The 26,091-nt window shown below is 71.1% G+C and carries 25 protein-coding genes; 10 read left to right on the forward strand and 15 right to left on the reverse strand.

Going from position 1 to position 26,091, the window contains the following annotated elements; all coding sequences use genetic code 11:
- Positions 1 to 58: 58 nt before the first annotated feature.
- The 4 genes from dapE (at position 59) to ACO0LU_RS03090 (ending at position 4,006) form a co-directional block, all read left to right on the forward strand.
- Positions 59 to 1,222, forward strand: coding sequence for a succinyl-diaminopimelate desuccinylase (gene dapE / locus ACO0LU_RS03075; protein ID WP_424789950.1), 1,164 nt, complete (start codon positions 59 to 61; stop codon positions 1,220 to 1,222).
- A gap of 16 nt (positions 1,223 to 1,238) precedes the next feature.
- Positions 1,239 to 2,048 (forward strand): TIGR00730 family Rossman fold protein, encoded by an 810-nt coding sequence (locus ACO0LU_RS03080; protein ID WP_424789951.1) that lies wholly within the window; start codon positions 1,239 to 1,241, stop codon positions 2,046 to 2,048.
- Between the two features lie 245 nt (positions 2,049 to 2,293).
- On the forward strand, positions 2,294 to 2,461 hold the full coding sequence (locus tag ACO0LU_RS03085; RefSeq protein WP_424787496.1) for a DUF3117 domain-containing protein: 168 nt from the start codon (positions 2,294 to 2,296) through the stop codon (positions 2,459 to 2,461).
- A gap of 3 nt (positions 2,462 to 2,464) precedes the next feature.
- Complete coding sequence (locus tag ACO0LU_RS03090) at positions 2,465 to 4,006, forward strand: leucyl aminopeptidase family protein (protein ID WP_424789952.1); 1,542 nt, start codon at positions 2,465 to 2,467, stop codon at positions 4,004 to 4,006.
- A 4-nt stretch (positions 4,007 to 4,010) separates the two neighbouring features.
- On the opposite strand, the gene ACO0LU_RS03095 is transcribed toward ACO0LU_RS03090, so the two are convergent.
- On the reverse strand, positions 4,011 to 4,760 hold the full coding sequence (locus ACO0LU_RS03095) for an alpha/beta fold hydrolase (RefSeq protein ID WP_424789953.1): 750 nt from the start codon (positions 4,758 to 4,760) through the stop codon (positions 4,011 to 4,013).
- Between the two features lie 32 nt (positions 4,761 to 4,792).
- Entirely contained in the window at positions 4,793 to 5,425 is a 633-nt protein-coding gene (locus ACO0LU_RS03100) for an O-methyltransferase (RefSeq protein WP_424790185.1), read from the reverse strand.
- Between the two features lie 139 nt (positions 5,426 to 5,564).
- Between ACO0LU_RS03100 and ACO0LU_RS03105 the strand changes: the two genes are divergently transcribed.
- Positions 5,565 to 7,052: a trypsin-like peptidase domain-containing protein gene (locus ACO0LU_RS03105; protein ID WP_424789954.1), complete on the forward strand. Its 1,488-nt coding sequence runs from the start codon at positions 5,565 to 5,567 to the stop codon at positions 7,050 to 7,052.
- Positions 7,053 to 7,084: 32 nt separating this feature from the next.
- Positions 7,085 to 7,708, forward strand: a complete 624-nt coding sequence (locus ACO0LU_RS03110; protein ID WP_424789955.1) for a twin-arginine translocase TatA/TatE family subunit — start codon at positions 7,085 to 7,087, stop codon at positions 7,706 to 7,708.
- 17 nt (positions 7,709 to 7,725) lie between these two features.
- Here ACO0LU_RS03110 and ACO0LU_RS03115 read toward each other — a convergent pair whose 3' ends face one another.
- The 6 genes from ACO0LU_RS03115 to ACO0LU_RS03140 all read right to left on the reverse strand — a co-directional run bounded on the left by ACO0LU_RS03115 (position 7,726) and on the right by ACO0LU_RS03140 (position 13,403).
- Positions 7,726 to 8,853, reverse strand: a complete 1,128-nt coding sequence (locus ACO0LU_RS03115) for an Mrp/NBP35 family ATP-binding protein (protein WP_424789956.1) — start codon at positions 8,851 to 8,853, stop codon at positions 7,726 to 7,728.
- A gap of 75 nt (positions 8,854 to 8,928) precedes the next feature.
- Entirely contained in the window at positions 8,929 to 9,717 is a 789-nt protein-coding gene (locus tag ACO0LU_RS03120; protein ID WP_424789957.1) for a DeoR/GlpR family DNA-binding transcription regulator, read from the reverse strand.
- Entirely contained in the window at positions 9,714 to 10,553 is an 840-nt protein-coding gene (locus ACO0LU_RS03125) for a class II fructose-bisphosphate aldolase (protein ID WP_424789958.1), read from the reverse strand. Before ACO0LU_RS03125 ends, ACO0LU_RS03120 begins: the two co-directional genes overlap by 4 nt.
- A complete protein-coding gene (locus ACO0LU_RS03130) occupies positions 10,550 to 11,503 on the reverse strand; it encodes a 1-phosphofructokinase family hexose kinase (RefSeq protein WP_424789959.1) in 954 nt (317 codons plus the stop codon). The genes ACO0LU_RS03125 and ACO0LU_RS03130 overlap by 4 nt, the downstream gene beginning before the upstream one ends.
- Positions 11,500 to 12,483, reverse strand: a complete 984-nt coding sequence (locus tag ACO0LU_RS03135; RefSeq protein WP_424789960.1) for an ROK family protein — start codon at positions 12,481 to 12,483, stop codon at positions 11,500 to 11,502. Before ACO0LU_RS03135 ends, ACO0LU_RS03130 begins: the two co-directional genes overlap by 4 nt.
- Before the next feature lie 11 nt (positions 12,484 to 12,494).
- Positions 12,495 to 13,403, reverse strand: coding sequence for an SIS domain-containing protein (locus ACO0LU_RS03140; protein ID WP_424789961.1), 909 nt, complete (start codon positions 13,401 to 13,403; stop codon positions 12,495 to 12,497).
- Positions 13,404 to 13,583: 180 nt separating this feature from the next.
- On the opposite strand from ACO0LU_RS03140, the gene ACO0LU_RS03145 reads away from it, so the two are divergent.
- Positions 13,584 to 14,285, forward strand: coding sequence for a general stress protein (locus tag ACO0LU_RS03145; protein WP_424789962.1), 702 nt, complete (start codon positions 13,584 to 13,586; stop codon positions 14,283 to 14,285).
- A 30-nt stretch (positions 14,286 to 14,315) separates the two neighbouring features.
- Here the strand turns inward: ACO0LU_RS03145 and ACO0LU_RS03150 are convergent, their stop codons facing one another.
- Entirely contained in the window at positions 14,316 to 14,768 is a 453-nt protein-coding gene (locus tag ACO0LU_RS03150; RefSeq protein ID WP_424789963.1) for a DUF3995 domain-containing protein, read from the reverse strand.
- Positions 14,769 to 14,881: 113 nt separating this feature from the next.
- On the reverse strand, positions 14,882 to 16,414 hold the full coding sequence (locus tag ACO0LU_RS03155) for an aminopeptidase P family protein (RefSeq protein WP_424789964.1): 1,533 nt from the start codon (positions 16,412 to 16,414) through the stop codon (positions 14,882 to 14,884).
- Positions 16,415 to 16,540: 126 nt separating this feature from the next.
- Between ACO0LU_RS03155 and ACO0LU_RS03160 the strand changes: the two genes are divergently transcribed.
- Positions 16,541 to 17,023: a hypothetical protein gene (locus ACO0LU_RS03160; protein WP_424789965.1), complete on the forward strand. Its 483-nt coding sequence runs from the start codon at positions 16,541 to 16,543 to the stop codon at positions 17,021 to 17,023.
- A gap of 86 nt (positions 17,024 to 17,109) precedes the next feature.
- Positions 17,110 to 17,979: a PHP domain-containing protein gene (locus ACO0LU_RS03165; protein ID WP_424789966.1), complete on the forward strand. Its 870-nt coding sequence runs from the start codon at positions 17,110 to 17,112 to the stop codon at positions 17,977 to 17,979.
- Between the two features lie 173 nt (positions 17,980 to 18,152).
- Here ACO0LU_RS03165 and ACO0LU_RS03170 read toward each other — a convergent pair whose 3' ends face one another.
- The 5 genes from ACO0LU_RS03170 to ACO0LU_RS03190 form a co-directional block, all read right to left on the reverse strand.
- Positions 18,153 to 19,823, reverse strand: coding sequence for a DEAD/DEAH box helicase (locus ACO0LU_RS03170; RefSeq protein ID WP_424789967.1), 1,671 nt, complete (start codon positions 19,821 to 19,823; stop codon positions 18,153 to 18,155).
- A 253-nt stretch (positions 19,824 to 20,076) separates the two neighbouring features.
- Complete coding sequence (locus ACO0LU_RS03175; RefSeq protein ID WP_424790186.1) at positions 20,077 to 21,057, reverse strand: NAD-dependent epimerase/dehydratase family protein; 981 nt, start codon at positions 21,055 to 21,057, stop codon at positions 20,077 to 20,079.
- A gap of 8 nt (positions 21,058 to 21,065) precedes the next feature.
- Positions 21,066 to 23,759, reverse strand: coding sequence for an alpha/beta fold hydrolase (locus tag ACO0LU_RS03180; protein ID WP_424789968.1), 2,694 nt, complete (start codon positions 23,757 to 23,759; stop codon positions 21,066 to 21,068).
- Positions 23,756 to 24,787 carry a 3-oxoacyl-ACP synthase III gene (locus ACO0LU_RS03185; RefSeq protein ID WP_424789969.1) on the reverse strand — a complete coding sequence of 344 codons (1,032 nt, stop codon included), beginning with the start codon at positions 24,785 to 24,787 and terminating at the stop codon, positions 23,756 to 23,758. Before ACO0LU_RS03185 ends, ACO0LU_RS03180 begins: the two co-directional genes overlap by 4 nt.
- Before the next feature lie 81 nt (positions 24,788 to 24,868).
- A complete protein-coding gene (locus ACO0LU_RS03190) occupies positions 24,869 to 25,108 on the reverse strand; it encodes a DUF3107 domain-containing protein (protein ID WP_424787519.1) in 240 nt (79 codons plus the stop codon).
- Between the two features lie 171 nt (positions 25,109 to 25,279).
- Here ACO0LU_RS03190 and ACO0LU_RS03195 point away from each other — a divergent pair, with 171 nt between their 5' ends.
- Positions 25,280 to 26,053, forward strand: a complete 774-nt coding sequence (locus tag ACO0LU_RS03195) for a DUF3152 domain-containing protein (protein WP_424789970.1) — start codon at positions 25,280 to 25,282, stop codon at positions 26,051 to 26,053.
- The last annotated feature ends 38 nt before the right edge of the window (positions 26,054 to 26,091 follow it).

Genomic DNA, 26,091 nt, shown 5'->3' on the forward strand with positions numbered 1-26,091 from the left:
GGGCCGACTCCCGAAGACGGGCGGCCGCCTTCCGGGCGCGGCGATTATGCTCGGCGGAATGACTCCATCGCCCACCCCGCCCATCGACCCGGCAGCACCGGCGGGGCAGGCCCAGCCCCAGGACCTCCCGGACCTGGTGACCACCGATGTCGTGGATCTGACCCAGTTGCTCTGTGACATCCCCTCGGTCTCCGGTACCGAGGCGCCGCTGGCCGACGCCGTCGAGGCGGCCCTGGGCCGGTACGCGCACCTGCACGTACTGCGCTCGGGGAACACCGTGTTGGCGCGCACCGAGCTGGGCCGGGCCGAACGTGTGGTGGTCGCCGGACATTTGGACACCGTGCCGATCGCTGGCAACCTGCCCACCCGGCGCGAGCGGGGGTCCGGCGGCACGGAGGTGCTGCGGGGCCGGGGCACGGTGGATATGAAGGGCGGCGTCGCGGTGGCGCTGCACCTGGCCGCCGCGTTGACCGAGCCGGTGCGCGATGTGACGTGGGTCTTCTACGACAACGAGGAGGTGGCCGCGGACCTCAACGGGTTGAACAGGGTGGTGGCCGAGCACCCGGACTGGTTGGCCGCCGACTTCGCCGTGCTGGGCGAACCCACGGCCGCCGGAATCGAGGCCGGCTGCAACGGTTCGCTGCACGTGCAGGTGCGGACCAGGGGGCGTGCGGCCCACTCCGCCCGGGCGTGGATGGGGCACAACGCGATCCACGAGGCCGCGCAGGTGCTGACCCGCCTGGCCTCCTATGAACCCGAGCACGTCGAGGTCGATGGGCTCACCTACATCGAGGGCCTGAACGCGGTGGCCATCACCGGGGGGATAGCCGGGAACGTGATCCCCGATGAGTGCACCGTCGCGGTGAACTACAGGTTCGCCCCCGCCCGCACCCAGGCGGAGGCGCTGGCCCACGTCCGGGAGGTCTTCGACGGGCTGGAGGTGGACCCCACCGACTCCTCCCCGGGGGCCCGGCCCGGGCTGTCCCAGCCGGTAGCCGCGGAGTTCGTGGCGGCGGTGACCGCCCAAACCGGGGGGAGCGTGCGGGCCAAACAAGGCTGGACCGATGTGGCGCGGTTCACCGCGCTGGGCGTCCCGGCGGTGAATTTCGGGCCCGGCGATCCGCTGTTGGCCCATGCCGATGACGAGGCGGTGCCCACCGAGCAGATCCGAGTGTGCACGCGAGCCCTCCGGTCGTGGTTGAGTTACACCCGAACGAGATGAGAGGAGGGCCGGAACAATGACTGCGGAACCGAAGAAGCGGCGGAATTACCTGAAGGGCCCGATCCGGCTGCGGGGTCGCCACATTCCGGAGAAGACCACCGATGAGCGCCTCCTGGAGTGGAGCGGCCGGGACGCCGAGTGGGTGCACACCGACCCCTGGCGGGTGATGCGGATCCAGGCCGAGTTCGTCGAGGGGTTCGGAGCACTGGCCAGCCTCGGCCCGGCGATCAGCGTGTTCGGGTCCGCCCGTTTCGACGCCGACCACCCGTACTACGAGCTCGGGGTGCAGGTCGCCGAGGAACTGGTCAAGGCCGGGTTCGGGGTGATCACCGGCGGCGGACCGGGGGTGATGGAGGCGGCGAACATGGGCGCCCAGAACGCCGAGGGCACCTCGGTCGGGCTGGGCATCGAACTGCCCTTCGAACAGGGCATGAACGAGTACGTGGACCTGGGCGTGAACTTCCGCTACTTCTTCGCCCGCAAGACCATGTTCGTCAAGTACGCCCAGGGCTTCATCGTGCTGCCCGGCGGGTACGGCACCCTGGATGAACTGTTCGAGGCACTCACCCTGGTCCAGACCGGCAAGGTCAAGCGGTTCCCGTTGGTGCTGATCGGCACGGAGTTCTGGTCCGGGCTGCTGGACTGGTTGCGGGAGGTACTGGTGAAGGAGGGCACGATCGCCGCTGCGGACGTGGATCTGGTCCAGGTCACCGACGACCCGGCCGAGGCGGTGCAGATGGTGATCGAGGCCAACCATCACCGCCGCCGGGCCGAGGCCAAGGCCCAGCGGGAGGCCGGCTCCGAAGCCGCGGGCCAGCCGGAGTAGCAGAGCACGCGATGGGCTGGGTCACCGGCATCACGGGACTGTTCGTGCTGGTCATCGCGGTAGTCGTGGTGATGGCCTGGGCAGTTTCGAGCGGGCGGGTGTCGGTGTCCTGGCAGGAGCCGTATCCGCACCGGGCACCCCGCGAGAGCCTCCGGTGGCATAGAATGGAGGTCACACGACTCCGGACCGGACCGGTGCAGACCGCTTCGGTTCGACTCCATTCAACCCACATAGGGAGCACGCCCATGGCCGCCATGAAGCCCAGGACCGGTGACGGACCACTCGAGGTCACCAAGGAGGGTCGCGGGATCATCATGCGGGTACCGCTCGAAGGAGGCGGCCGGTTGGTCGTGGAACTCAAGCCGGACGAGGCTTCGGACTTGTCGAACGCACTGAGCGCGGTCACGAACTGACCGGTGCGTAGGACGTCTGCCCCGCACATCGCGCTGCAGGCCGGGCCGCTGGATGCTGCCCGGCTGCGCGAATTCGGACCCGAGGCGCTGCTGGCGGTGCTGATCCGCGCCGACGGTGACGCGGTTGCCCCCGTGGGCTCCCCCGGGGACCACGGCATCGACCTGGGCGCCCTCGCGGTGCGCGCCGGCGCCAGCGCGAGCGCCGGATCGGCCACCACCGTGACCCTGCCCGCCCTGGCCTCGGGTTCGGCGCCCTGGGAGGCAATGCCGGACCGGTTGGTCCTGGCCGGTATCGGTGATGAGGGCACGACGGCGATGCGCCGGGCAGGTGCGGCCCTGGCCCGGGCAGCGGTGAAGGCCGAGCACCTGTTGGTGGACCTGAGCGGATTGGTCGAGCCCACCCCGCCGGCGCTGCGCGCTCTCATCGAGGGGCTCCTGCTGGGCTCCTACCGGGCCCCGTTCACCGGTGCCGGGCCGGGCCCGGACGCGCCGTGCCCGCTGATCACCCTGGCCGGCCCGGTCAGCGCCGATGATCTGGACCGCGCCCGTACCAGCGCGGAGGCCACCGTGCTGGCGCGCACCCTGGCGGCCACGCCGTCGAACATCAAGACACCCGCCTGGGTTGCCGAGCAGGCACGGGAGGCAGCCGAGGGGGTGGCCGGGGTCAAGGTGACCGAACACGACGAGAAGTGGCTTGCCGCCGAGGGGTTGGAGGGAATCCTCGCGGTCGGTGCGGCTGCGGCGGGCCCCCCGCGCCTGGTGACGGTGACGTACACCCCGCCCCGGCGAGCCCGGGCCAAGGGCCGCGCCCAGGACCCGATCGTGCTGGTCGGCAAGGGCATCACCTACGACACCGGTGGGCTCTCGATCAAGCCGCGCGAGGCGATGGTGCCGATGAAGACGGACATGTCCGGCGCCGCGGTGGTCCTGGCCGTCGTGCTCGGCGCAGCACGCGCGCAGGTCCCGGTGCCGGTGGTGGCGGTGCTACCACTTGCGGAGAACGCCGTCGGCGCGCGGTCCTACCGGCCCGGTGACGTGCTCACCATGGTCGATGGCACCACGGTGGAGATCGCCAACACCGACGCCGAGGGCCGGCTGGTCCTGGCCGATGCGATGGCGTGGGCACGGTCGCAGTACCGCCCGCGGGCGCTGGTCGACGTGGCCACCCTGACCGGGGCGGCCACCCTGGGCCTGGGTAAGAAGCACGCGGCGCTGTTCAGCACCGATGCGGACCTGACCAGTGCCCTGACCGCCGCCGGGGAGGTGACCGGGGAGGCGCTCTGGGCGATGCCGCTGGTAGCCGAGTACCGCTCCGCGCTGGACTCGCCGGTGGCGGACCTGTGCCACGTCAACACCGATCCGCACATCTCGGCAGGGGCGATCACGGCGGCGCTGTTCCTGCAGCACTTCGCAGGTGACACCCCGTGGGCGCACCTGGACATCGCCGGCCCGGGCCGGTCACCGAAGAACGAGCACGAGATCGCCGAAGGGCCCACCGGCTACAGCGCCCGGGCACTGCTGCACTGGCTGATCGAACGCGACTGAGTCGCTACCGCGCTGATGCGCTGCGCCACAACGCCAGCAGCGCATCGTTGATCGGTGCCCCGGTGAACTGGACCTCGTGGCCGGCTCCCTCGATGACCGAACGCGAGGCACCGATCTTCTCGGCGAGGTCGTCGCAGATCTCTTCGAAACCTGGGTGGTGACCGCCCGAGACCACCAGGCTGGGGTACGGGGCGGAGGCCAACTCCGCGATCGGCAATTCGGCATCGGTCGGTCGCCTGGCGTGGCGCAGCAGTGGCACCAGGGGTAGTGCGGCCTCGAGGAGCCCGGGCGGCAACTCCTCCGGCCGGCTCCCCACGGACTCCAGGAACCGCACCACCCAGGCACGGTCCGGGAGGTCCAGGTCGAGGATCTCCACACTCCTCACCACCAGGTCCCGAGCCGCCGGCCGGTCCTGGCCCAGGGTGAACGCCGGAGGTTCCAGCAGCGCCAGGGAGCGGGTCTCACCGGGCCGCAGCGCGGCCGCGAACATCGCTCCGAGACCTCCGTAGGAGTGGCCCACCAGGTGGGCACCGGTGTCCATCAACGCGGCGATATCCTGCGCGTCGCGCAGGAAATCCTCCCCTTCGGCGCCGGGACTGCGCCCGTATCCGCGCCGGTCCACCACGAGGAGCCGGAAGCCCTCCTCGGCGAGGGGCTGCTGGGCTTCCCACTCCTCGCGACCGGTGGTCAGGGATCCGTGCACGAAGATGACGCGTTCCCAGCTGCCCGCAGCGTCAACGAACAAATCGCTCATGCCGATCCCTCCACTGGGTGCCCGCGCTGACTTCAGCGCTTGACGGCGGCCAGGAGGCCCTCCCCGCTGGGCAACAGTGCGGGGAGCAACCGATCGTCGTCGCGGACGGACTTGCCCAACTCCCGCATCGCCACGGTGGCCTCGTCCCGGCGTGCCGGGTCGGCGACCCGGTCGTACCAGAGCGCCCCGGTGATGGCCAGCACCCCACCGGAGCGCAGCATCCGGATGGCCTGCTCGGCGTAATCGGACGCCTCGGAGGGTTCGCCGTCGATGAAGACCAGGTCGTAGGCGCCATCGGCCAACCGGGGCAGCACGTCCAGGCCCCGCCCGGAGATCGCCCGGGTGCGGGTGGCGCCGATCCCGGCCGCGGCGAAGGCCTCCTTCGCAGCGCGCTGATGCTCCATCTCCACGTCGATCGTGGTGAGCACGCCACCGGGCCGCATCCCCTCCAACAGCCACAGGCCGGAAACACCTGTCCCGGTGCCCACCTCGGCCACGGCGTGGGCGTCGGCGGCCGCAGCCAGCAGACGCAGCGCCGCACCCACACCGGGCGGGACGGGCTGGATACCGAACTCCTCCGCGCGGTCCCGGGCCTGGCGCACCGGCTCGGATTCAGTGATGAACTCCTCGGTGTAGGCCCAACTCTGGGCCTTGTCGGCAGCGATGATGAGCCTCCCGGATCGGTGTAGCGGTGCTCGTGATGGTATCGCTGCACCGCCCGGGAGGTCGCGGCGCCCCGGCCCGATCTGATGGGAATCTCACCTGAAGGGGTGCTTAGTAGCCAAGATCGTAGAGAATGGGCCCATGACCCCACAGGACCGCGAGCCGTACCCCGGGTCGGAACCGGGCCGGCGAACCTCCGACGCTGTGCCCGGCGCAGCCGACCCGGGATCGGATGCCACAAGCGCTGAGGACACCGCTGCCGCACCCGGCCACGGGTGGGCCACGCCGTCCGGGCAGCCCGACAGCGGCGCCGCTCGGCCCGATGCCGACGCACCGGAAGCCGGCTCCCAGCAGTGGCCATCGGACCCCCGCAGCCCGGCACCTGAAGCCACGCGGCCGGGACCCAACCCGGAGCAGCCGGTGGGTGTGCCACCGCAGCCAGGAGGAGACCCGGCCGAGCAGAGCGCCCCCCTGGCGTCCTACCCGGGGCCCCGGGCCACCCACGCCGCCCATCCTGGCCGCAGACGGCGCGGCGTCGCCGGTGGGATCGTCGCCGTCCTGATGATCATGGCCCTGCTGGTGGGCCTGCTACTGGGCCTGCTGGGAGCGCAGTACCTACCGGGGGTACCCACCGGCTCATCCGCGCCGGGTTCCACACCCTCCGACCCCGCAACCGGGCAGGGTACCTCGGCTCCGGCGCTAACCGACGCCTCCGTGGCAGACATCGCCGACGCGGTGCTACCGAGCACGGTGTTCATCCAGGTTCGCGCCAATGGTGAGGGCTTCACCGGCAGCGGCTTCGTCTTCAACGATCAGGGGCATATCGTCACGAACGAACACGTCATCGCCGCGGCCCAGGAGGATCCCGAGGCACAGGTTGCGGTGATCTTCTCCGACGGCGCCGAGGAAGCGGCGGAGATCGTCGGGGCCACCTCCGACTACGACCTGGCGGTCCTGTCCGTCGAGCGCACCGACCTGCCCCCGGTCCCGCTCGGGGACTCCGACGCGCTGCGAGTGGGTGATCCGGTGGTGGCCATCGGCGCACCGCTGGGCCTGGAGGGCACCGTGACCACCGGGATCGTCAGCGCTCAGAACCGCCCGGTGCGGGTGGGTGCCGGTGGCGGTACCTTCATCAATGCCATCCAGACCGACGCGGCGATCAACCCGGGGAACTCCGGTGGGCCGCTGGTGGACGCCAGCGGGGCGGTGATCGGGGTGAACACCGCCATCGCCGCCCAGCCCGGCCAGGGTGGCAGTATCGGGCTGGGCTTCGCGATCCCGAGCTCGCAGGTGGCGCGCACCGCGCAGCAGATCATCGAGACCGGGGAGGCCAGTTACCCGGTGATCGGAGCCACGCTGGATCCCACCTATGCCGGTGAGGGGGTGCGGGTGCACACCGAGACCACCGAGGGACAGGAACCGATCAGCCCCGGCGGCCCGGCCGAAGCGGCCGGGTTGGCGCCGGGTGATGTGATCGTGGCCCTGAACGGGAACCCGGTCACCAGCGCGGAGGAGTTGATCGTGCGCATTCGCGCCCACGCCCCCGGCGAGGTGATCACGTTGACCATCCGCGAGGACGGCGCCGAACGCGAACTCGACGTCACCCTCGGCGAGCAGCCGAGCGGCTGACGCCTGCTTCCCGCCGGGATAGGATTGGGTGCATGAACATCAATGGTGAGGAACTGCTCCTCCTCATCATCATCGCCGTCATCGTGATCGGCCCGGAACGGCTGCCCACGTACGCCGAGCAACTCGGCCAGTTGGCACGGAACCTGAAGAAGATGGCCACCGGCGCCACCGAACGGGTCAAGGAGGAGCTCGGCGAGGAGGCCGCGGACCTGGACCTGTCCCAGTTGGATCCGCGCAAGTACGATCCCCGCCGAATCGTGCGGGAGGCGTTGTCCGATGACATCCTGCCGACCACCCGCCCGGCCCGCGCCGCCAGGTCCACGACCCGGTCTGCCTCCACTGTGCGCAAGCCGAGTGAGAGCAGCCGGATCGCACGGGAGAACGCAGCCCGCCGCCGCGCCGAGGTACAGGCGAGGAAGGAAGCCGCCGCTGCCGAGGCGGCTGACGCCGACTCGGCCACCGCCGATGACGCCGTCGGTCCGGACCAGAGCGCTGGTGACGACGCGCGGGCAGCGGTGACGACGGCGTCAACGACCGCCGTCGAGACCGGCGCTACTGCCGAGTCGGAAGCAGCAGGCGCGCGGACTGACGCGAACGAAGCCGGCGCCCAGGAATTGGTCGCCGTCGGTGCCCCGTTCGACGACGAGGCCACCTAGGCACGAGCGAACGCCGCTCAGCCCACCGGCGAGATCGCCAACTTGCGGCCGGCCAGGCCACGGGAGCGTTGGCCCAGTGTAGAGGCGACGTCTCGCAGTACCTGCGCGGCCGGGGACTGGCTCCCGGTGCCCACCAGCGGCGCACCGTTGTCGCTGCCCTCGCGCAGGGCAACCTCGATCGGCACCTGCCCGAGCAGCGGCACATCGGTGCCCAGCACCTCGGTCAGCCGCTGCGCGACCTTGGCCCCACCGCCGGAGCCGAACAGGTCCAGCCGGGTACCGTCGGGCTGATCCAGCCAGGACATGTTCTCGATCACGCCGGCGATGCGCTGGTTGGTGGCCTGGGCCATCGACCCGGCGCGCTCGGCCACCTCGGCCGCAGCCAACTGCGGGGTGGTGACCACGAGCAGTTCGGCACCGGGAAGCAACTGGGCCACGGAGATCGCGATGTCACCGGTGCCCGGCGGCAGGTCCAGCAGCAAGACGTCCAGGTCTCCCCAGAACACGTCCGCGAGGAACTGCTGCAGCGCCCGGTGCAGCATCGGCCCACGCCAGACCACGGCCTTGCCCGGCTGGGTGAACATGCCGATCGAGATCACCTTGATCTCCCCGGACAAGGGAGGCAGGATCATGTCGTCGACCTTGGTGGGCCCGGTCTCCACCCCGAGCATGCGGGGGATGGAGAAGCCGTACACGTCCGCGTCGATCACGCCGACCTTCAGGCCCTGGGCGGACATCGCCGCGGCGAGATTGGCCGTCACCGAGGACTTGCCCACCCCACCCTTGCCGGAGGCCACTGCGTAGACCCGGGTCAGGGAGTCCGGTTGGGAGAACGGGATCACCGGTTCGGCCTTGCCGCCGCGCAACTTGGTTCGCAGGTCGGTGCGCTCCTCGTCGGTCATCACCGTCATCTCCACGGTGCAACTGGGCACCCCGTCCAGTTTCTCCACCGCCGCGCGCACGTCCTTGGTGATCGTTTCGCGCATCGGGCAGCCCGCGATGGTCAGGGCCACCAGCACCGTGACCACACCGGTCCCGGCGTCCACCTCGATCGAGCGGACCATGTCCAACTCGGTGATCGGACGGCGGATCTCGGGGTCCAGCACGGACCCCAGTGCGGTGCGGACTTCCTGCTCAGTGGCCATACCCCGAGTGTACGTTCGGAGTCGGTGCGAATCACATCCCGTGAGCGAGGCCACCTCGGCACCCGGGCCGAGTCCTCAACCGGCCACGATCACCTTCAAACCGGCGTCCAGCAGTGCCCGCCGGTCCTCCTCTGCGATGGTGTGGTCGGTGACCAGCCCGGTGAAATCGGACAGGGCGCCGACGGTGGCGAATGCCCGCACCCCCACCTTGGAGGAGTCGGCCACCAACCAGGCCTGGTCGGCCCTACGGGCCATCAGGCCGTTCACCTGGGCCTCGGTGTCGTCGTGAACCATCGCGCCCAGGCGGGACTGCAGGCCGTTGATTCCCACGAATGCCAGGTCCAGGTTCACCTGGTTGAGCATCAGGTCGGTGTAGGGGCCGATGAGTTCGTAGGAACGCGGCTGCACCACCCCGCCGGTGATGACCACCCGCAGGTGCGGGCGGATCAACAGTTGAGCAGCGATGTTCACCGCATTGGTGACCACCGTCAACGCCGGGGCGGTCTCGGTCGCGCTCAGATCGGCGCGTTGACCCAACTCCGAGGCGATCGCGGTGCAGGTGGAACCACCGGTCAGGCCCACCCGCGCGCCGACCGGTATCAGGTCCATCACTGCCGCGGCGATCTGCTCCTTCGCTCCGGCGTGCTGTTGGCGCTTGTACCGCAGCGGCAGGTCATAGGCCACGGTGTGCGCCGTGGCTCCGCCTCGGGTGCGGTTGACCAATTGGCGCTCGGCCAGGGCATCCAGGTCCCGGCGTGCGGTGGCGGGGGAGACCCCGAAGGCCTCCACGATCTCCTCCACCTGCACCCGCTCGGCCTGGCCGAGCAGGTCCAGGATCGCCCCGAGGCGTTCGTCGCGGTTCATGTCCGGACGGCGATGAGTTCGATGACGGCGGCGGCCTCGGTGGTCATCGCCGTCCGGCCGGCGCCGACGTAGGCACGGGAGTCGACCAGTGCCGGATCGGCATCCAGGCGCTCGCGGACGGCACCGGTGAAGGCCCGCACCAATTGGGTGGAGACGTTGATCTTGCGCATTCCTGCTCCGATCGCGGCGGTGATGTCCGCGTCGGGTACTCCGGAGGATCCGTGCAGCACCAGGGGCACCGGTACCGCCTCGGCCAGCGCGGCCACCAGGCCGGTATCGATACTGGCGGTCTTGGTGGTCATCGCGTGCGAACTTCCTACTGCCACCGCCAGCGCGTCCACGCCGGTCTCGGCCACGAACCGGCCCGCTTCGTCCGGGTCGGTGCGCACTCCGGGAGCGTGGGCGCCGTCCTTACCTCCCACCTCACCGAGCTCGGCCTCCACGAGCACCCCCACGGCTGCGGCGGCCCGGACCACTTCTGCGGTCGTGGCCACGTTCCGGGCGTAGGGCAGCGCCGCGCCGTCGTACATCACGGAGGAGAAGCCCAGGTCCAGCGCCTGGTGGACCAGTTCCAGGTCCTCGGCGTGGTCCAGGTGCAGCGACAGCGGCGCACTGCTGGTCTGGGCCACCGCTCGGGCGGCGGCGGCGATGGGAGCCAAGGCTCCGTGGTACTTCACGCAGTTCTGGGAGATTTGCAGCACCGCACCGTGACCGGCCTGTTCGGCGGCGGCGGCGATCGCCTCGGCCGATTCCAGGTGGATCACGTTCAGCGCGGGCACTGCGGTGCCCTGCGCGACGGCATGATCGAGTAGTTCTCTGGTCGAGACCAGGCTCATCTGCTCTCCTCGGGGTTCGCGGGCTCACCGACCCGGTCGATGATGATCTGCTCTGCCAGGGGCGCCGGGTCGGCGATACTGCCCGCGGTAGGGGTCAGCACGGCGGCCGCGGACCAGGCGGTCGCGGTGCACAGCGTCTGTGGAAGGGTGGCCCCCTCCAGCGCCGACCCGTGCTGGGCCAGCCCGACGGCTATGGCGGCGACCGCGGCGTCCCCGGCCCCGGTGGGGTTGCCCGACAGCGGATGTGGCAACCGGGCATGCCAGATCGGGCCCGTTGCGGTGGCCGCGAGCATCCCGCCGGCGCCCAGGGAGGCGAACACAGCTGCACCGCTGCGCTCGGCCAGCGACCGGGCTGCGACCGGTGGCTCTGCCGGGCCGACGATCTCGTTCAGTTCGTCCTGGTTCGGTTTGAGCACGTCGGCGCCGGCCTCGACGGCGGCCAGCAACGCCGGGCCGGAGGTGTCCACGATCACCGGTACCGCGGCAGCCCGGGCCAGGGCGATCACGCGCGGGATGAGGTCGGCCGGGGCGCCGGCGGGGACCGAGCCGGAGCACACCAGCACCCGCGCCCCCGCCAGGGCTGTGGCGGTGGCCTGCAGGAGTTGATCGAGTTCGGCAGCCGTGGGGCTCTGCCCGGCCTCGTTCAGGGGGGTGGTGTGGTCGGGAGTGACCAGGGTGATGGTGCGCCGGGTTGGTTCCTGCACCGGGAGAAGTTGGTGGTCGATTCCCGCTCGGTCCAGGTCGGCGCGGAACTGTGCGCCGGTGGTCCCGCCGACCGGGGCCATGGCCCGGGTGCGGTAGCCCTGCTCGGTCAGTACCCGGGCCACGTTCACCCCTTTACCGCCGGCCCGTTGCTGGGCTCGGGGCACCCGGTGGCTGGTTCCCGGGGTCAGCGCCGGCAGGGTGTAGGTCAGGTCGATCGCCGGGTTCAGCGTCAGGGTGAGGATCATCGGTGCACCTCGCTCGTGCCCGCGGGCGCCGAGGGAGCGACGGCCTGCGGCCGGGGTACGGCCCCGGCGGCGCGGCGGGCCAGGACACCGGCGCCGACCAGGCCGGCGCTGGTGCCCAGGGTGCTCAGGCGCAGGTCGGGGCGGCGTTGCACGGTCAGGATCGCCTCCAGGCGCCGGCGGACCGGGCTCAGCAGTGCGTCACCGGCGCGGGAGAGTCCTCCGCCGATCACCACCACCTGCGGTGCCAGCACGGCCGCTACCTGGGCGACCGCCAGGGCCAGGGCGTCGGTGGCCTCGGACCAGACCGCCCGAGCGGTGGCATCGCCACCGCGGGCCGCGGCAAGGACCTCCCGGGCGCCGGGCACCGCGGTGCCAGAGCGAGCGGTGTAGCGGCGGGCGATCGCTCCGGCGGAGGCGATCGCCTCAAGGCAGCCCCGTCCGCCGCACACACACGGCTCGCCGTCGGGCACGAGGGGGGAGTGACCGATCTCGCCGGCGAACCCGCCACCACGGATGGCGTGCCCCCCGGAGAACAGCGCTGCGGCGATCCCGGTGCCCACCACGATCACGGCGGCGTCGCGCGCCCCGGTCGCGGCTCCGTAGGTGACCTCGGCAAGACCCGCGGTGGCAACGTCGTGGCCCAGGGCGGCGGGCATCCCGGTGCGCTCGGCCAACATCGCCGCGAACGGCACCCGGTCCCAGCCCATGTTCGAAGCGAGCACCGCCACCTGGGCCTCGTCGTCGACGATTCCGGGCACCACCAGGGCGGACCCGACCAGATCCCGATGGCGGGTGTACATCCGTTGGACATGCCGGGCGCCCAGATCCAGCACGCCCGCGACGATGTCCGGACGATGCGGGGTGGGGACGGTCTCGGTGTCGGTGAGGGACCCGTCCGGACGCACCAGGCCGGTCTTGGTGTCGGTCCCACCCACATCGATCACGGCAACCGGGCCGATGGGAGCCTTCGCTGTGGTCATGGGGTGCTCGGTCAGTCGTCGAGAATGACCGAACGGGTCAGGCCCCGGGGCTGGTCGGCGTCCAGGTTCAACAGGCGGGCCCGCTCCAGGGCCACCCGTTGCGCCAACACCAGGTCGGCGAGGGGGTCGAGCGACTCATCGGCCAGGAACGTGGCCCCGGTCCCCTCAACCTGCTCGCGCAGACCCTGCGGTGCTGCGCCGAAGATCCAGGTCAGACGGTTCGGACCGGCGATCGCCACCGGGCCGTGCCGGTAGTCCATCGCCGGGTAGGACTCGGTCCAGGCTTGGGAGGCCTCGCGGTTCTTCAGCGCAGCCTCGTGGGCCAGTCCGATCGTCCAGCCCGATCCCAGGAAGGTGATCTGCTCAGCGCTGAGGCCGGCCTCCGGCAGCGGTGCGTCCAGGGCCTTTCTGCAGTCAGTGATCGAGGACGACAGGTCCACGCCCAGACTCGCCCGCAGCAGGCTCAGCGCGGTGGTGGCGAAGCGGGTCTGCACCACGGATTGCTCGTCGGCGAAGCCCAGGTCGATGACGTCATCGGTCCTCGAGGGCAGCGGGGTGGACGGGTCGGCCACGATGCTCAGCGTGCGGGCGCGCCCGCGCACCGGCTCCAGCGCCTCGATCACCTCGGTGGTGGTGCCGGACCGGGACAGCCCGATCACCACGTCGTAGTCACGATGCAACGGTGCCTCGGTGGCCTGCCAGGCATCGGTCAGCCCGGCGCCGGAGGCTTCCCGGAGCGCGGCGTAGGACTGGGCCATGAACCAGGAGGTACCGCACCCGATGATGGCGACCTTCTCGCCGTGCTCCGGCAGCGGGGCGGCTGCGGCGAGCTCGCCGGCCCGACGCCACATCTGCGGCTGGCTGCGCAATTCGGTTTCCATCTGCGCGCCGAGTGCCCCCGGGCGGTCGTGACTGGTCATCGGTGCTCCTCCTGAGTGGTCGACGGCACCAGTGTGACACAAGATGCAGGTTAGGCGCCTGATGCAATCATTATGAGTCACTTCCAGGGGCTTGCCTGTGACCGCACGCATCGCAACCGGGCGCGGCTCACGCCGCGAGAGTAGTTGGTCACGGTGGCGAGGCTGGGGAACAATGGGGGGATGGCCGCCTTCTCGAACGCCCGCACCGCTCACAACGCGCAGCCACGCGGTGAGCAGATCGCCAGTTATGCCACCTACGCCGAGGCACAGCGGGCGGTGGACTTCCTGTCCGACAAGGAGTTCGCGGTCAAGTCCGTGACCATCGTGGGTACCGACCTGAAGATGGTCGAGCGCATCACCGGTCGGTTGAACTACCCCCGCGCGGCCCTGTCCGGGGCGGCCTCGGGTGCCTGGTTCGGGTTGTTCGTCGGGTTGGTGCTGGCGCTGATCGGCGGTGGGAACCTGCTGAACACGCTGTTGTTCGCGCTGCTCATCGGTGCCGGGTTCGGGATGATGTTCGGCGTGATCGCCTACGCCCTGACCGGCGGTAAGCGTGATTTCACCTCCTCCTCCCAGGTTGTGGCCTCCTCGTTCGCGTTGCTGTGCCTGCCCGAGAGTGCCGGCCAGGCACGTCGGCTGCTGCGCGAGCTCAACGGCGGCAACGTGACCCCGGGGCTCACCCCGCATGACACCCCGACGGCCCCCGAGGCGGACCGCACCGCCGCGTTCCGCCGGCCCAGTGCACCTGCCGAGCAGCCCCCCGCCACTCAGCAGCCCCCCGCCACTCAGCAGCCCCGTCCCACCGAGCAGCCCACCGCTCCGGAGCAGCCGACGCAGCCCACGGGGGAGGGCCAGGCGGAGGAATCCCCGGGCCAGCGCTGAGGATGAGCAGCGCCGGAACCCGGGCGGGACTCAGGTGCGCGCACGCCGGCTGCGCCACAGCCCGATGAGCAACGCGAGCCCCCAGAGCGCGAACAGCGGACCCCACAGGTAGGCGTGGCCCTGCTGGGCCTCGATATTCACCGCACCCTGCGGGATGACCCACCCGGCCAGGACCGCGCCGGAGACGACGGCGTTCAGCAGGCCGTAGACCATCAGGGCGGCACCGCCGGCCCAGGTCAGGAACCGCCGCGGACCAAGCCCGGGCAGCACGCCGCGCTGGGCCAGCAGCGGTACCCAGGCCGCGATCAGTTTGATCGCCGCCACTGCCCACAGTCCCAGCGTGACCTGCGCGGACGGCTCCGCTGCGGCGTCCACGGCCCACTGGCCCACGCTGGCCAGCATCCACGTACCGCCGAGCGCCCAGTACACACTCCATCCGCCGTGCACGGTGCCCAGCACCGCCGCCACCCAGAACCAGCCCATGGGAGGCCACTATGGCGCCTGTGGCCGGGCGGGCGCCAGCAGATTCTCCCGGCCGTGCCGAGCACGCAGGCCCCGCGGACTTTGCCCGCGCGCCGCACTCAGCCGGACCGCACTCAGCCGAGCAGTGCGGCCATCCAGGCCTCGACGTCGTCGGGCTCGCGGGGTAGCGCCGCGGAGAGGTTCTCCACGCCGTCGGCGGTGACCAGGATGTCATCCTCGATCCGCACCCCGATCCCGCGGTACTCCTCCGGGACCGTGAGGTCGTCGGTCTTGAAGTACAGGCCAGGTTCGATGGTGAAGATCATCCCGGGCCGCAGTTCGGCGTCCAGGTACATCTCCCGGCGGGCCTGGGCGCAGTCGTGCACATCCAGGCCCAGGTGGTGGGAGGTGCCGTGCGGCATCCACCGGCGGTGCTGCTGGCCCTCGGGGCTCAGGCTGGTAGCGGCGTCCACCGGCAGCAGGCCCCACTCGGCCAGGCGCGCGGCGAGGACCTCCATGGCGGCGGCGTGCACATCGCGGAACTTCAGCCCCGGGCGAGCGCTGGCGAAGGCGTGGTCGGCGGCATCCAGCACCGCGGTGTACACCTTGCGCTGGATGTCGGTGAAGGTCCCGTCTACCGGCAGGGTGCGGGTGATGTCGGCGGTGTACAGGGAGTCGACCTCGACCCCGGCGTCCACCAGCACCAGCTCCCCGGCGCGCACCTGTCCGTCGTTGCGGATCCAATGCAGGGTGGTGGCATGGTTGCCGGCGGCGGAGATGGTGTCATAGCCGATCCCGTTGCCGTGCTCCCGGGCGCGGGCGAAGAAGGCGCCCTCGATGACCCGCTCACCGCGGGGATGCCCGACGGCGCGGGGCAGGGATCGTGCGACCTCGCCGAAGGCGTCGATCGAGGCGTCCACGGCCTGGCGCATCTGCTCGATCTCCCAGTCGTCCTTGGCCAGGCGCAACTCGCTGAGCACCTCGGCCAGGGCCTCATCGGCCTGCTGGGCCTCCTCGGTGCTCATCTGGGTGCGCAGTTCCCGCACCCGCGCTTGCACCGCGGCGTCCGCACCGGGCACCACCCGGATGGTGATCTGGCCGGCGTCCTTACCGATCGCATCGTCCAGGGAGTCCACGTGCGCACACGCCAGACCGGTGCGGGCCTCGATGTCGGCCAGACCGGGGCGGCGCCCGATCCAGAACTCCCCGTAGCGGGCGTCGGCGTAGAACTCCTCCGAGTCCCGCCCGCCCTGGGGGCGGAAGTACAGCGTGGCCTCGTGGGCGCCCTCGTCCTGCGGTTCCAGCACCAGGACCGCCCCCGGTTCCTCGTCGGTACCCAGGCCGGTCAGGTGCGCGAAGGCGCTGTGCGGGCGGAACCGGTAGTCGGTGTCATTGGAGCGCACCTTGAGGTCCCCGGCCGGGATGACCAGCCGTTCGCCGGGGAAGGCCGCGCTCAGGGCGGCCCGACGGGCCGGGGTGTAGTCGGCCACCTGCTCGCGGGCCGGGGGCTGTTCCTCGCGCGGGGCCCAGCCGGAGGCGATGAAGTCCCGGAAGGCGGCGGAGGTGGGCCGCTGCGAACGGTTCGAGCCGCGGCTGGACAGGTCCTGTTTGCCGGCCTGCTCGGTTTCCGGGGCGTTCTGATCGGTGGTGGAAGAGGTGCTCGTCATGCCTGCCATCGTCTCACGCACGGTGCGGGGGAGGGCGGCAGCATCGGCACCTTCGGTAACCTTTCCCCTTCCCTGGTGGTGCAACCGGGGCGCGAACCGGATGAGCCAGGTGAGGCGGTGGTGCCGATGGGCACCGTGACACCCGATGGCCGGTCCGGTGCGGTCCCACACTCATCCGTTCGCATCGCGGCAGCCTCGCAACGCAGTCTCGCTGCTGCCGGGGTTCGCACCGTCGTCGGGGGTTCGGCCCTGCTGGCCTCCCTCGGGTTGACCGATCGGGTGCGTGACTGGGATCTGCTCACCGATACCACGCCGGAGTTGGCGCAACGGGCGCTGGCGGAGGTAGGTCACCGGTATCGCAGGCTGCGCCCGAGCGATGTCTTCAGCAGCGCGGCTGCCTACTGCTTCGAGGTCAACGGTGTGAGCATCGACTTGATCGTGCAGTTCGCGATCAACACCTCCACCGGCCCGGTCCCGATCCCGGCCACGCCCGGGGCCACCTGGCGGGGCCTGACGATGGCCCGCCCGCACGACTGGGCCCTGGCCTATGCGCTGATGGGCAGACCGGAGCAGGCGGGAGCGCTCACCCGCCTCATCGAGAACAGGTGATCGGTCAGGGCTCGCTCGGCCCCCACCGGGCCGGGTGCCCTCGCCATGGGCTGAGCTCAGGGTGCCTGCGCGACTAGCCTGGCCGGGTGCGCATCGACCTTCATACCCACAGCCATCACTCCGATGGCACCGATTCCCCGGCCGTGCTCATGGTCAGGGCCGCAGCCGCCGGACTGGACGTGGTCGCTCTGACCGATCACGACACCACTGCCGGATGGGATGAAGCGGCCGACCAGGTCGCTCGAACCGGCGTGGCGCTGGTACCGGGGGCGGAACTGTCGTGCATGGTCGCCGGCGTCAGCGTGCACCTGCTCAGCCTGTTGCACGCCGATGACGACGCCGCTCTCCTCGGTGAGATGGAGCATGCCCGCAGCTCCCGGAACACCCGGGCCCGGGAGATGGTGCGGCGCATCGCCGAGGACCTTCCGCTCACCTGGGCGGATGTGCAGGACCAAGCCGGTCCGGACGCCACCATCGGTCGACCGCACATCGCTGATGCCCTGGTTGCCCGCGGCCACGTGCCGGACCGGTCGGCCGCGTTCGAGAACATCGTGGCCACCGGCGGGCCCTACTACGTGGGCCATTACGCCCAAGAGGCACATGCCGCCATCGGCCGGGTCCGCGCCGCCGGCGGGGTGCCGATCCTGGCCCACCCGCGCGCCGGCGCCCGGGGCCGCACGATCGGCGATGCCGTGATCGCCGACCTTGCCGGTGCCGGACTCGCCGGCCTGGAGGTGGACCACCGCGATCACACCGAGGCCGACCGGGCCCACCTGCGCGGCCTGGCCCGGGAGCTGGATCTGCTGGTCACCGGCGCCAGCGACTACCACGGCACCGGAAAGCACAACCGGCTCGGGGAGCACACCACGAGCCCGGAGGTCCTGGAGGCGATCGAGGCCAAGGCTCGCGGCCGCATCATCCGGCCCGATGACACCCACCTCACCCGGTACAGCTAGCCTCGCTTACCGGTCTGTCCAGGAGCCCGCCTCATCGGGACGGGACGGACGGGATGAGGCGCGCCGGACCACGTCCGGGCATGTCAGTCCCGGGGCCACCCCCGATGACCCTCGGTGCACGCTCTCGTTCCCGTGATCGAGGGGGCCTGACGCGGTCGTCGCACCCTGCCGTGTCAGGACTGTGCCGACCCCGAACCGGCGGAGCCGGAGGAGTTGTTCCGACGACGACGGCGCCGCCGGCGACGCTGTCCCTCACCGGAGCCGGGCTGCTCCGAGCGCGTCCCCGCGCCGTTACTCCGCCCACCGGACCCTTGGCCGGAGGAGGGGCCGCGGCCACCGCCGTCACGCCGTCGTCCGCCCTGACGGGAGCCATCCCCGCGGCCGCCCTGACGGTCGCGGCCACCGCCCTCACGCCGTCGTCCGCCACCACCGGAGGTGGTCCGGGTGCCGGTCTCGCCGATGTCCTCGAGCTGCTCGGCGTCCAGTCCGGCGCGGGTCCGCTCACCTCGAGGGAGTCGGCCCCGGGTGCCTTCGGGGATGTCCAGGTCGGAGTACAGGTGCGGGGAGGAGGAGTAGGTCTCGATGGGCTCGCCGCGGTTCAGCTCCAGTCCCTTGTCGATCAGGGACCAGCGCGGCAAGTCGTCCCAGTCGACGAAGGTCACCGCGATGCCGGTGTTGCCGGCCCGCCCGGTGCGGCCGATGCGGTGCAGGTAGATCCGTTCGTCCTCGGGGCACTGGTAGTTGACCACGTGCGTGATGTCATCCACGTCGATGCCGCGGGCGGCCACGTCGGTGGCGACCAGCACGTCGATCTTGCCGTTCCGGAAGGCCCGGAGCGCCTGCTCCCGGGCTCCCTGGCCCAGGTCGCCGTGGATCGCACCGGAGGCGAACCCGCGCTCGGCCAGGTCGTCGGCCACTCGGGCGGCGGTGCGTTTGGTGCGGGCGAAGACCAGTGTCAGCCCACGGCCCTTGGCCTGCAGGATCCGGGCCAGGACCTCCACTTTGTCCATCGCGTGGGCGCGGTAGATGAACTGGCTGATCGCCTTCAGGGTGACGCCGTCGTCGTCGGGGTCCTGGGCGCGGATGTGGGTGGGCCGGTTCATGTACCGGCGGGCCATGGTGACCACGGGCCCAGGCATGGTGGCCGAGAACAGCATCGTGTGGCGGCTGGCCGCCGTGCGCGACAACAGCGTCTCCACATCGGGCAGGAAGCCCAGGTCGAGCATCTCGTCGGCCTCGTCCAGCACCAGCGTGCGCACCCGGGACAGGTCCAGGTGACCCTGCTTGAGCAGGTCGATCATCCGGCCCGGGGTGCCCACGATCACCTCGGTACCCTTGGTCAGGGCCTCGATCTGGGGCTCATACGCCCGGCCGCCGTAGACCTGGGTGATGCGCACGGTGCGGCGCCGGGAGGCGGTCACCAGGTCGCCGGCGACCTGCACGGCCAACTCACGGGTCGGGGCGATCACCACGGCCTGGGGCTTGCCCGGGTCCACCACCGCGTCCCAACCTTCCTCGTCGGGGCCCACCACGGCCTCCAGCAGCGGGATACCGAAACCGAGGGTCTTGCCGGTACCGGTCTTGGCCTGGCCGATGATGTCGTGCCCGGCCAGGGCCACCGGCAGGGTGAGGGACTGGATCGGGAAGGGATGGGTAATGCCCACGTCGGCCAGGGCGCCCACGATCGGTTCGGAGACGCCGAAGTCGGCGAAGGTCTTGGCCGCCTCGGCGGGGGTTTCGGCCGCCGCGGGGGCCTCGATGGTCTCATCGACCACCTCTGCCAGGGCGGCGTCATCCACGGCGGGGCTCTGAGTGCCCGCCTCGGTGAGGGTTTCGTTCTGCATCAGGGTTCACCTGTTCGCGTCATGGCAACGTCATGAGCCGTTCACGCGCGCGGCGGTCGTCACCGGTAGGGGCAGCCGATCGCGAAATGAACGTGCCGGCAACGGGGCCGGCGTGCAGGTGCGTGTACCGAACTGTCGTTACGACCGGGCAACCTGGTACATCCACACTGTATCGCGAAGGTGCGTACACCGTCTGCAACGTGACCAATCCCACCGCCGGCAGGCCGGTGGTATCGCGGGAGTTCATCCCCGTTCAGCCCGGGAGTTCGTGCGCGGCCAGCCGGTCCAGACCCTCATCGATGCTGACCCCTGGCCGCCAGTCGAGTACCTGCTGGGTGTGGCGTTGGTCGAACCAGTGCGCAGTGGAGAGCTGTTCGGCCAGGAAACGGGTCATCGGGGGCTCATCGGGTCCGGGACGCACCGCCCAGAGTGCCTCGACCACACCCCCGGCCATCCGGGCCAGGCCAGCGGGTACCCGCCATGTCGGCACCGGGGCCCCGGCAGCACGGCAGATACCGGCGAGCAGGTCACCCACCGGTCGTGGTTCGGCGTTGGTCACCACCAACGCCTGCCCGTGGGCGTGCTCGGCGCGCTCCATCGCCGCCACCAGTGCGTCTGCGGCGTTGTCGACGTAGAGGGAGTCGATCAGCGCTGCACCATGGTTCAGCAGCGGGAGCCGCCCGGCCCGGGCCCGCGCCACGATCCGGGCGACCAGTTGGGTGTCACCGGGACCCCACACCAGATGCGGCCGCAGGGCCACCACGGCGAAGCCCGGCCGGTCCGCCGCGAGCGCCAGTTGTTCGGCGGCCGCCTTCGTGCGCGCGTAGTGACCCCGGGCGCGCTCCGGCTCGGCGGCTCCGGCTCCCACCCCGATGAGCGGATCCCCGGTGTGTGCCACGGACGGCGTGGACACCTGCACGAAGCGGTGCACGCCGGCCCGTCCGGCGGCATGCAGGAGTGCGCGAGTGCCCTCGATGTTCACCTGTTCGTACTCGGCGCGTGGTCCGCTGACCGAGACTTTCGCCGCGAGGTGTACCACGGCGTCGCATTCCTGGACGGCACGGGTGAGCGCGGCATCAGCGCCGGTGCCGGTGATCGAACCACGCATGTCCGTGGCACCGGCGACCCCGGCCGGTCGCCGCTGGAAGGTGCGCACCTGGTGACCGGCCGCCACCAGGTGCTCGGCTGTGCGACGACCGAGCATGCCGCTGGCACCGGTGACCAGCACCCGCATACGGGCGGTCACGGCGCCTGCATCCTTGCGCCGGCCAGCGCGCGCTCGGCCCACTGAGCGAGCCGGGCGCGGTCGACCTTGGTGTTGTGCCGCACGTCGGTGGGCAGCTCCGGCACCCGCAGCACAGCGGCCACGGTCAGGCCGCATCGGGCGCGCACCGCCTGGCGCACAATCCGTGTCAGGCCCGGGGTGGCCAGGGCGGGGGAGGCGCCGGCGTGCCGATCGATCTGCGGATCGGTCTCCAGGACGACGACGACGTGCTGGGTGCCCGCGGGACCGACACCGACGGCGGCCGCCCGTTGCACCCCCCGGATCTGCTGCGCGGCGTGCTCGATGGCCACCGGGGTCACCACGCCCCCGGCAGTACGAATGATGTGGGCCAGGCGGCCCTCGATCCATAGCCGGCCGCGTGCGTCCAGGTGCCCGACATCCCCGGTGCGGTGCCAGCCGGCATGGTCGGCGCTGGCGGCCTGGGTGGCCCACAACTGGTCGTAGGTGCGCTTCAGGTGGGCTGCGGTGACCAGCACCTCACCGGTGATGCCCGGTGCGGTGGTGGCATCGCCGGTGGCGGCGCCGGCGTCGTCCAAGGGGATGATCCGGGCCTGCGCCCCCGGCACGGGGTGGCCCACACAACTGCCGCCACCAGCACCGGCGACGCCGGCGGCCTCGTCCCCGGCAGCGGCTTGTAGACCGGTCAGGTCGATGTCGGTGAGGGGGAGCACCTCCGTCATGCCGTAGGGGGTGCGGGCCGAGGCATTGGGCATGATGCGACCGACCTGCGCGAGCAACTCGGGGGCGATCGGTGCACCGGCGGACAGGAACAGTTCCACCCCGGCCAGGGCACTGCGGTGCGCTTCGGTGAGGTCGGCAGCGGTGCGCAGCACGTTCGTCAAGGCGGCCGGGGAGGTGAAGACCGCGGTCGCGTCGCTGGCGGCGACGGCGTCGGCCAGCGCGGCGGCGGTGAGCGTGGCCGGGGCGACCACGTCCATGTCCGGAGTGATCGCCGCGGAACCGAGCGCGGTACCGATCAGGGCGAACGGGGCGAATCCGACCACGAACGCCGAGCCCGGCCCCAGGTCATAGGTGGTGGCGAGCGCATCGCGCATGGCCGCCAGCCGGCGGTGGGTGTAGGTCACGCCCTTGGCCGGTCCGGTGGATCCGGAGGTGAACAGGATCGCCGCATCATCCTCCGGGTCCGGCTCAGCGGGCAGCGTGCCTCCGTGCTGCTCGATGCCCGCCCCGCGGGCGATCAGGTCGGCCAGGCCGGTGCGGGCACCGAGGGCTCGGTGCAGTGGTGTGGTGTGCCCGGTGCCAACCCGCCGGCCGGGCCACCCCAGCAGCCGTGCGCCGGTCAGGGCGCGGTCGACTCCGATGAGCCACTGCGGGCCGGCGCCGCGCAGGGCCCGGCTCATACCGCGCAGGCCCAGGCCCTGGTCGGCAAGTACGGCGACGGCTCCCAGACGCAGGCACGCGAACAGTGCGGCGGTCAGGTCCACACCCGGAGTGATGAGCAGGCTCACCCGCTGACCGGGGCGCACCCCGAGGTCGGCCAGTCCCAGGGCCAGGTGGCGTACCCTGGTCGCCAACTCCTGCCAGGTCACCGTCTCGGTACCGGCTCGGGACAGGGCCAGGACCGCGGGCTCGGCGTCCCGGCCCCGTTCGTCCAGGACCGCGGTGAGGCGGCGGAACCGGGGCCGGGCGGCGTCAGCGCTGCCGTCCGCGGCGGCGCTGCCCGCGGCCGCCATATGGCGCGCGGGGGCGCCGGCGCCGGTCTCGGTGGCGCCGGTGCTGGTGGCGGGTAGGCGTTCGGCGAGCCAGCGAACCACGGTGCCGGCCACATCGGCCTCCTCGGGCAGCAGATGCCCGGCCCCTTCGAACCGGTGCACGTCGGCCTGGGGCAGCCGGGCGCGCAGGTCGCGTAGGTACCGCTCGGCGAAGACCGGATCTCGCGGACCCCACAGCAACAGCGCCGGGACGGTGAGCGCGGCGGTTCCGGCGGCGATCGTGGTCAACGCCTCGTGGGAGGGATGGTGGGGGTCGGCCGGAATGTCTGCGACGAAGTCGGCGATCGCGTGCCGGTCCCGGGCCTTGGCGTAGGGCGCGAGGTAGGCACGGGTGACCTCCTCGGGGAGCGGGCGCTGGGCCAGGGCAAGGGTGGCGCGCAGGAAGGTGCGGGTGCTGCGGGTGGCCCAACGATGAATGGCCGGGTGGCCCGCCAGGCGCAGCAGGGCGGGGATCGTGCTCGCTTGGTGGTCGTGATGGATGGCGGTGTTCGTCAGAATGACCCCGGCCAGCAGATCGGGATGCCGGGTCGCCCAGCCGAGGGAGACCACCCCGCCCCAGTCGTGACCGACCGTCACCACCGGCCCGCCCAATCCCATGCGGTCGGTGAGGGCACCGAGCTCACTCACCCGGTCGGCCAGTCGGCGCACTCGCCCATCGCGCTGGGACCAACCCATCCCTACCTGGTCCACCGCCACCACCCGCCACCCGGAGCGGGCTCCCACGGTGAGCAGTTCGCGCCACAGGTAGGACCACGTCGGGTTCCCGTGCACGGCCAGCAGCGTGCCGCGCGCGGGTTCGTTCAGGTCGGCGATGTTGTCCAGCACGTGCCAGGTCACCGGCGGGGTCGCTGCGGTGCCGGGCACGGTGATGTGCCTGCTCCACCCCGGGGCGATACCGCGCAGGTCCGAGATGCTCACCACTGCAACTCGAGCATGGCTGTGTTCAGACCTGATCCCACACCCATGCACAGCACCCGGTCACCGGGGACGAGGTCGGCGGCCTGCGCGGCCAGGGTCATCGGTAGCGATGCCGGTCCGACGTTCCCCCAGTGGTTGAACGTGATCGGCACCCGGTCGGCCGGCAGCTCGATGGCTTCGATGATCGCCTGCGTGTACGGGGTGGAGATCTGGTGGGTGATGTACCGGTCCATCCCGTCCCACTGGAAACCGGCGCCGTTGTTGGCCTCATCCCAGGCGGCCACCACCAGCGGCAGTCCACCCTCGAGCAGGCCCTTGGTGTCGGTGAACATCCCCTCCAGGTTGCCCACGCACAGGCCGTGATGCTCGGTGGCGGCGCGGCTGACTCCACCGACGATGCGATGGCCGTTGGGATGCAGATCGGTCCGGCCAAGGACCGCCGCCGCCGCTCCGGAGCCCAGAGTGAGGGAGGCGAACTCCCGTCGGTAGTCCTCCCGGGTGGCCTCCGGCCGCCCGAGCCGGGCCAGGGTCCGCTCCTGGGTGGCGCGGGTGTCCTCGCTGTTGACGATGAGGGCGTAGTCGATCTGACCGGCATCGATCATCGTCGCAGCGAGCATCATGCCGTTGACGAAACCGAGGCAGGCGTTGGCGATGTCGAAGTTCATCGCCGAGGACGGCAACGACAACTCGTGGTGCACCCGTACCGCGACCGAGGGCTCCAACTGCGTGCGGGTCACCGAGGTGTTCACGAGCAATCCCACCCCGGCCGGGTCGACACCGGCTTCAGCGATCGCTTTGGCGCCCGCTTCGATCGCCGGGTCGTCGAATCTGGTTCCCTCCTCCCACCAGCGCCGCTCGGTCACGCCGGAGATCCGCTCCAGCATGTTGTCCGGAAGTCGCAACCGCTTACGGGTGGTCGCCAGGTGTTGCTCGAAGCGGGCGGAGGGTATCCGCACCGGTGCTTCGATATGGGTCACCGACAACACGGAGGTGTTGCGGTATCGGAAGTTCGCGTTCTTGCCTGTCACGACTTGAACCTAACTGCTCAAGCACCGGCGCGCTCGCAGGGACCGGTCAGCGGCACCGTGCGGTCACTGTCGTCGACCGGCTCAGAGGGTGCCGAAGCCCACCTTGCGCTGCTCGTCGCCGCCGAACTCCACGAAACCGAGCGCGGCCACCGGCACGATCACCCGGCGGCCCTTGCTGGTGGTCAGGTCCAGGGCCGCGCCCGGATCGCTCTCGGCCTTTGTGAGGGCCTTGTGCACGGATTCGGCCACTTCCTCGGCATCCTCCGACACGTCCAGGGTCAACTCTCGTGCCACATTCCTGACTCCGATCGTGATCTCCACGTGTCCTCCTTCTGTGCGGGTCGGCCTGAACTTCCCCCATCGTAGGCGCCACCGGGCCCCGCGGTGACCGCAGCACGGGTGAGGGTGGCGACCACGGGAGGAGGTGCACCGAAGGTGTCCGAGCACACCCCGGGGTCGAGACTTCGACGAAGGTTTGCCAGTATGGAGGTCATGCGTCGAGCGATCATCGCCCTCTGCGCCCTGCTGGGCGCAGTGCTGCTCGGTGCCCAATCGCAGTCGATCGGGGCCGCACTGGTCGACGAACCGGACCCCTGGCCGACCCCGAGCGGCGATCCGGGGGGACCCGATGGGGTGTACGGGCCCAGGTTGCCCGCCCTCGAGGATCGGTTGCGTCCCGGCGACGCCTCGGCCGGGCTGCTCAGCCGGGTGGTACCCCAGTCCGGATCCGGCGAATTCGATGCCGCCCGGATCGCCGGGGAGGGTCCGGTGGACGCCGTCGAGGAGTCCGTCGATGTCCTGACGGTCGACATCGAGGTGGAGCGTGACCTGGCCATCGACCTCGAGCGGTTCGCCGACTTCGTGGTGACCACCCTGAACGACGAGCGCGGCTGGTCGGCGCAGATGGACGTCGCCTTCGGCCACGCCGGCGCCGGGACCGAGGCGGACCTCCTTGTGCGGCTCGCCACCCCGAACACGGTCGATGACCTGTGCGACCCGTTGCCCACCGGCGGCGAGTACTCCTGCGCAACTCCGGACGGGGCGGTGCTGAACGCGTTGCGCTGGGCCGAGGGCGCCGAGCCTTTCATCGGAGCCGGGGGAAACCGGACCGAGTACCGGCACTACCTGGTCAACCACGAGGTGGGGCACCTGCTCGGTCACGGTCACGCGCAGTGCCCCGCGCCGGGCGAGCCGGCGCCGGTGATGGTGCAGCAGTCGATCACCCTGGACGGCTGTGAACCCAACGGGTGGATCGTCCCGGACTGACCTGCCCGCGGCGGGTCCGGCGATGTCGGATCGAGATG

Origin of the sequence: Pseudactinotalea sp. Z1748 (assembly GCF_049725185.1) — a bacterium.
Classification (GTDB): Bacteria; Actinomycetota; Actinomycetes; order Actinomycetales; family Beutenbergiaceae; genus CALKWS01.

Coding starts and splice junctions, on each gene's coding strand:
- dapE (WP_424789950.1), top strand. CDS start 59: ATGACTCCATCGCCCACCCCGCCCATCGACCCGGCAGCACCGGCGGGG.
- ACO0LU_RS03080 (WP_424789951.1), top strand. CDS start 1,239: ATGACTGCGGAACCGAAGAAGCGGCGGAATTACCTGAAGGGCCCGATC.
- ACO0LU_RS03085 (WP_424787496.1), top strand. CDS start 2,294: ATGGCCGCCATGAAGCCCAGGACCGGTGACGGACCACTCGAGGTCACC.
- ACO0LU_RS03095 (WP_424789953.1), bottom strand. CDS start 4,760: ATGAGCGATTTGTTCGTTGACGCTGCGGGCAGCTGGGAACGCGTCATC.
- ACO0LU_RS03105 (WP_424789954.1), top strand. CDS start 5,565: ATGACCCCACAGGACCGCGAGCCGTACCCCGGGTCGGAACCGGGCCGG.
- ACO0LU_RS03110 (WP_424789955.1), top strand. CDS start 7,085: ATGAACATCAATGGTGAGGAACTGCTCCTCCTCATCATCATCGCCGTC.
- ACO0LU_RS03115 (WP_424789956.1), bottom strand. CDS start 8,853: ATGGCCACTGAGCAGGAAGTCCGCACCGCACTGGGGTCCGTGCTGGAC.
- ACO0LU_RS03120 (WP_424789957.1), bottom strand. CDS start 9,717: ATGAACCGCGACGAACGCCTCGGGGCGATCCTGGACCTGCTCGGCCAG.
- ACO0LU_RS03125 (WP_424789958.1), bottom strand. CDS start 10,553: ATGAGCCTGGTCTCGACCAGAGAACTACTCGATCATGCCGTCGCGCAG.
- ACO0LU_RS03130 (WP_424789959.1), bottom strand. CDS start 11,503: ATGATCCTCACCCTGACGCTGAACCCGGCGATCGACCTGACCTACACC.
- ACO0LU_RS03135 (WP_424789960.1), bottom strand. CDS start 12,483: ATGACCACAGCGAAGGCTCCCATCGGCCCGGTTGCCGTGATCGATGTG.
- ACO0LU_RS03140 (WP_424789961.1), bottom strand. CDS start 13,403: ATGACCAGTCACGACCGCCCGGGGGCACTCGGCGCGCAGATGGAAACC.
- ACO0LU_RS03145 (WP_424789962.1), top strand. CDS start 13,584: ATGGCCGCCTTCTCGAACGCCCGCACCGCTCACAACGCGCAGCCACGC.
- ACO0LU_RS03150 (WP_424789963.1), bottom strand. CDS start 14,768: ATGGGCTGGTTCTGGGTGGCGGCGGTGCTGGGCACCGTGCACGGCGGA.
- ACO0LU_RS03155 (WP_424789964.1), bottom strand. CDS start 16,414: ATGACGAGCACCTCTTCCACCACCGATCAGAACGCCCCGGAAACCGAG.
- ACO0LU_RS03160 (WP_424789965.1), top strand. CDS start 16,541: ATGGGCACCGTGACACCCGATGGCCGGTCCGGTGCGGTCCCACACTCA.
- ACO0LU_RS03170 (WP_424789967.1), bottom strand. CDS start 19,823: ATGCAGAACGAAACCCTCACCGAGGCGGGCACTCAGAGCCCCGCCGTG.
- ACO0LU_RS03175 (WP_424790186.1), bottom strand. CDS start 21,057: ATGCGGGTGCTGGTCACCGGTGCCAGCGGCATGCTCGGTCGTCGCACA.
- ACO0LU_RS03195 (WP_424789970.1), top strand. CDS start 25,280: ATGCGTCGAGCGATCATCGCCCTCTGCGCCCTGCTGGGCGCAGTGCTG.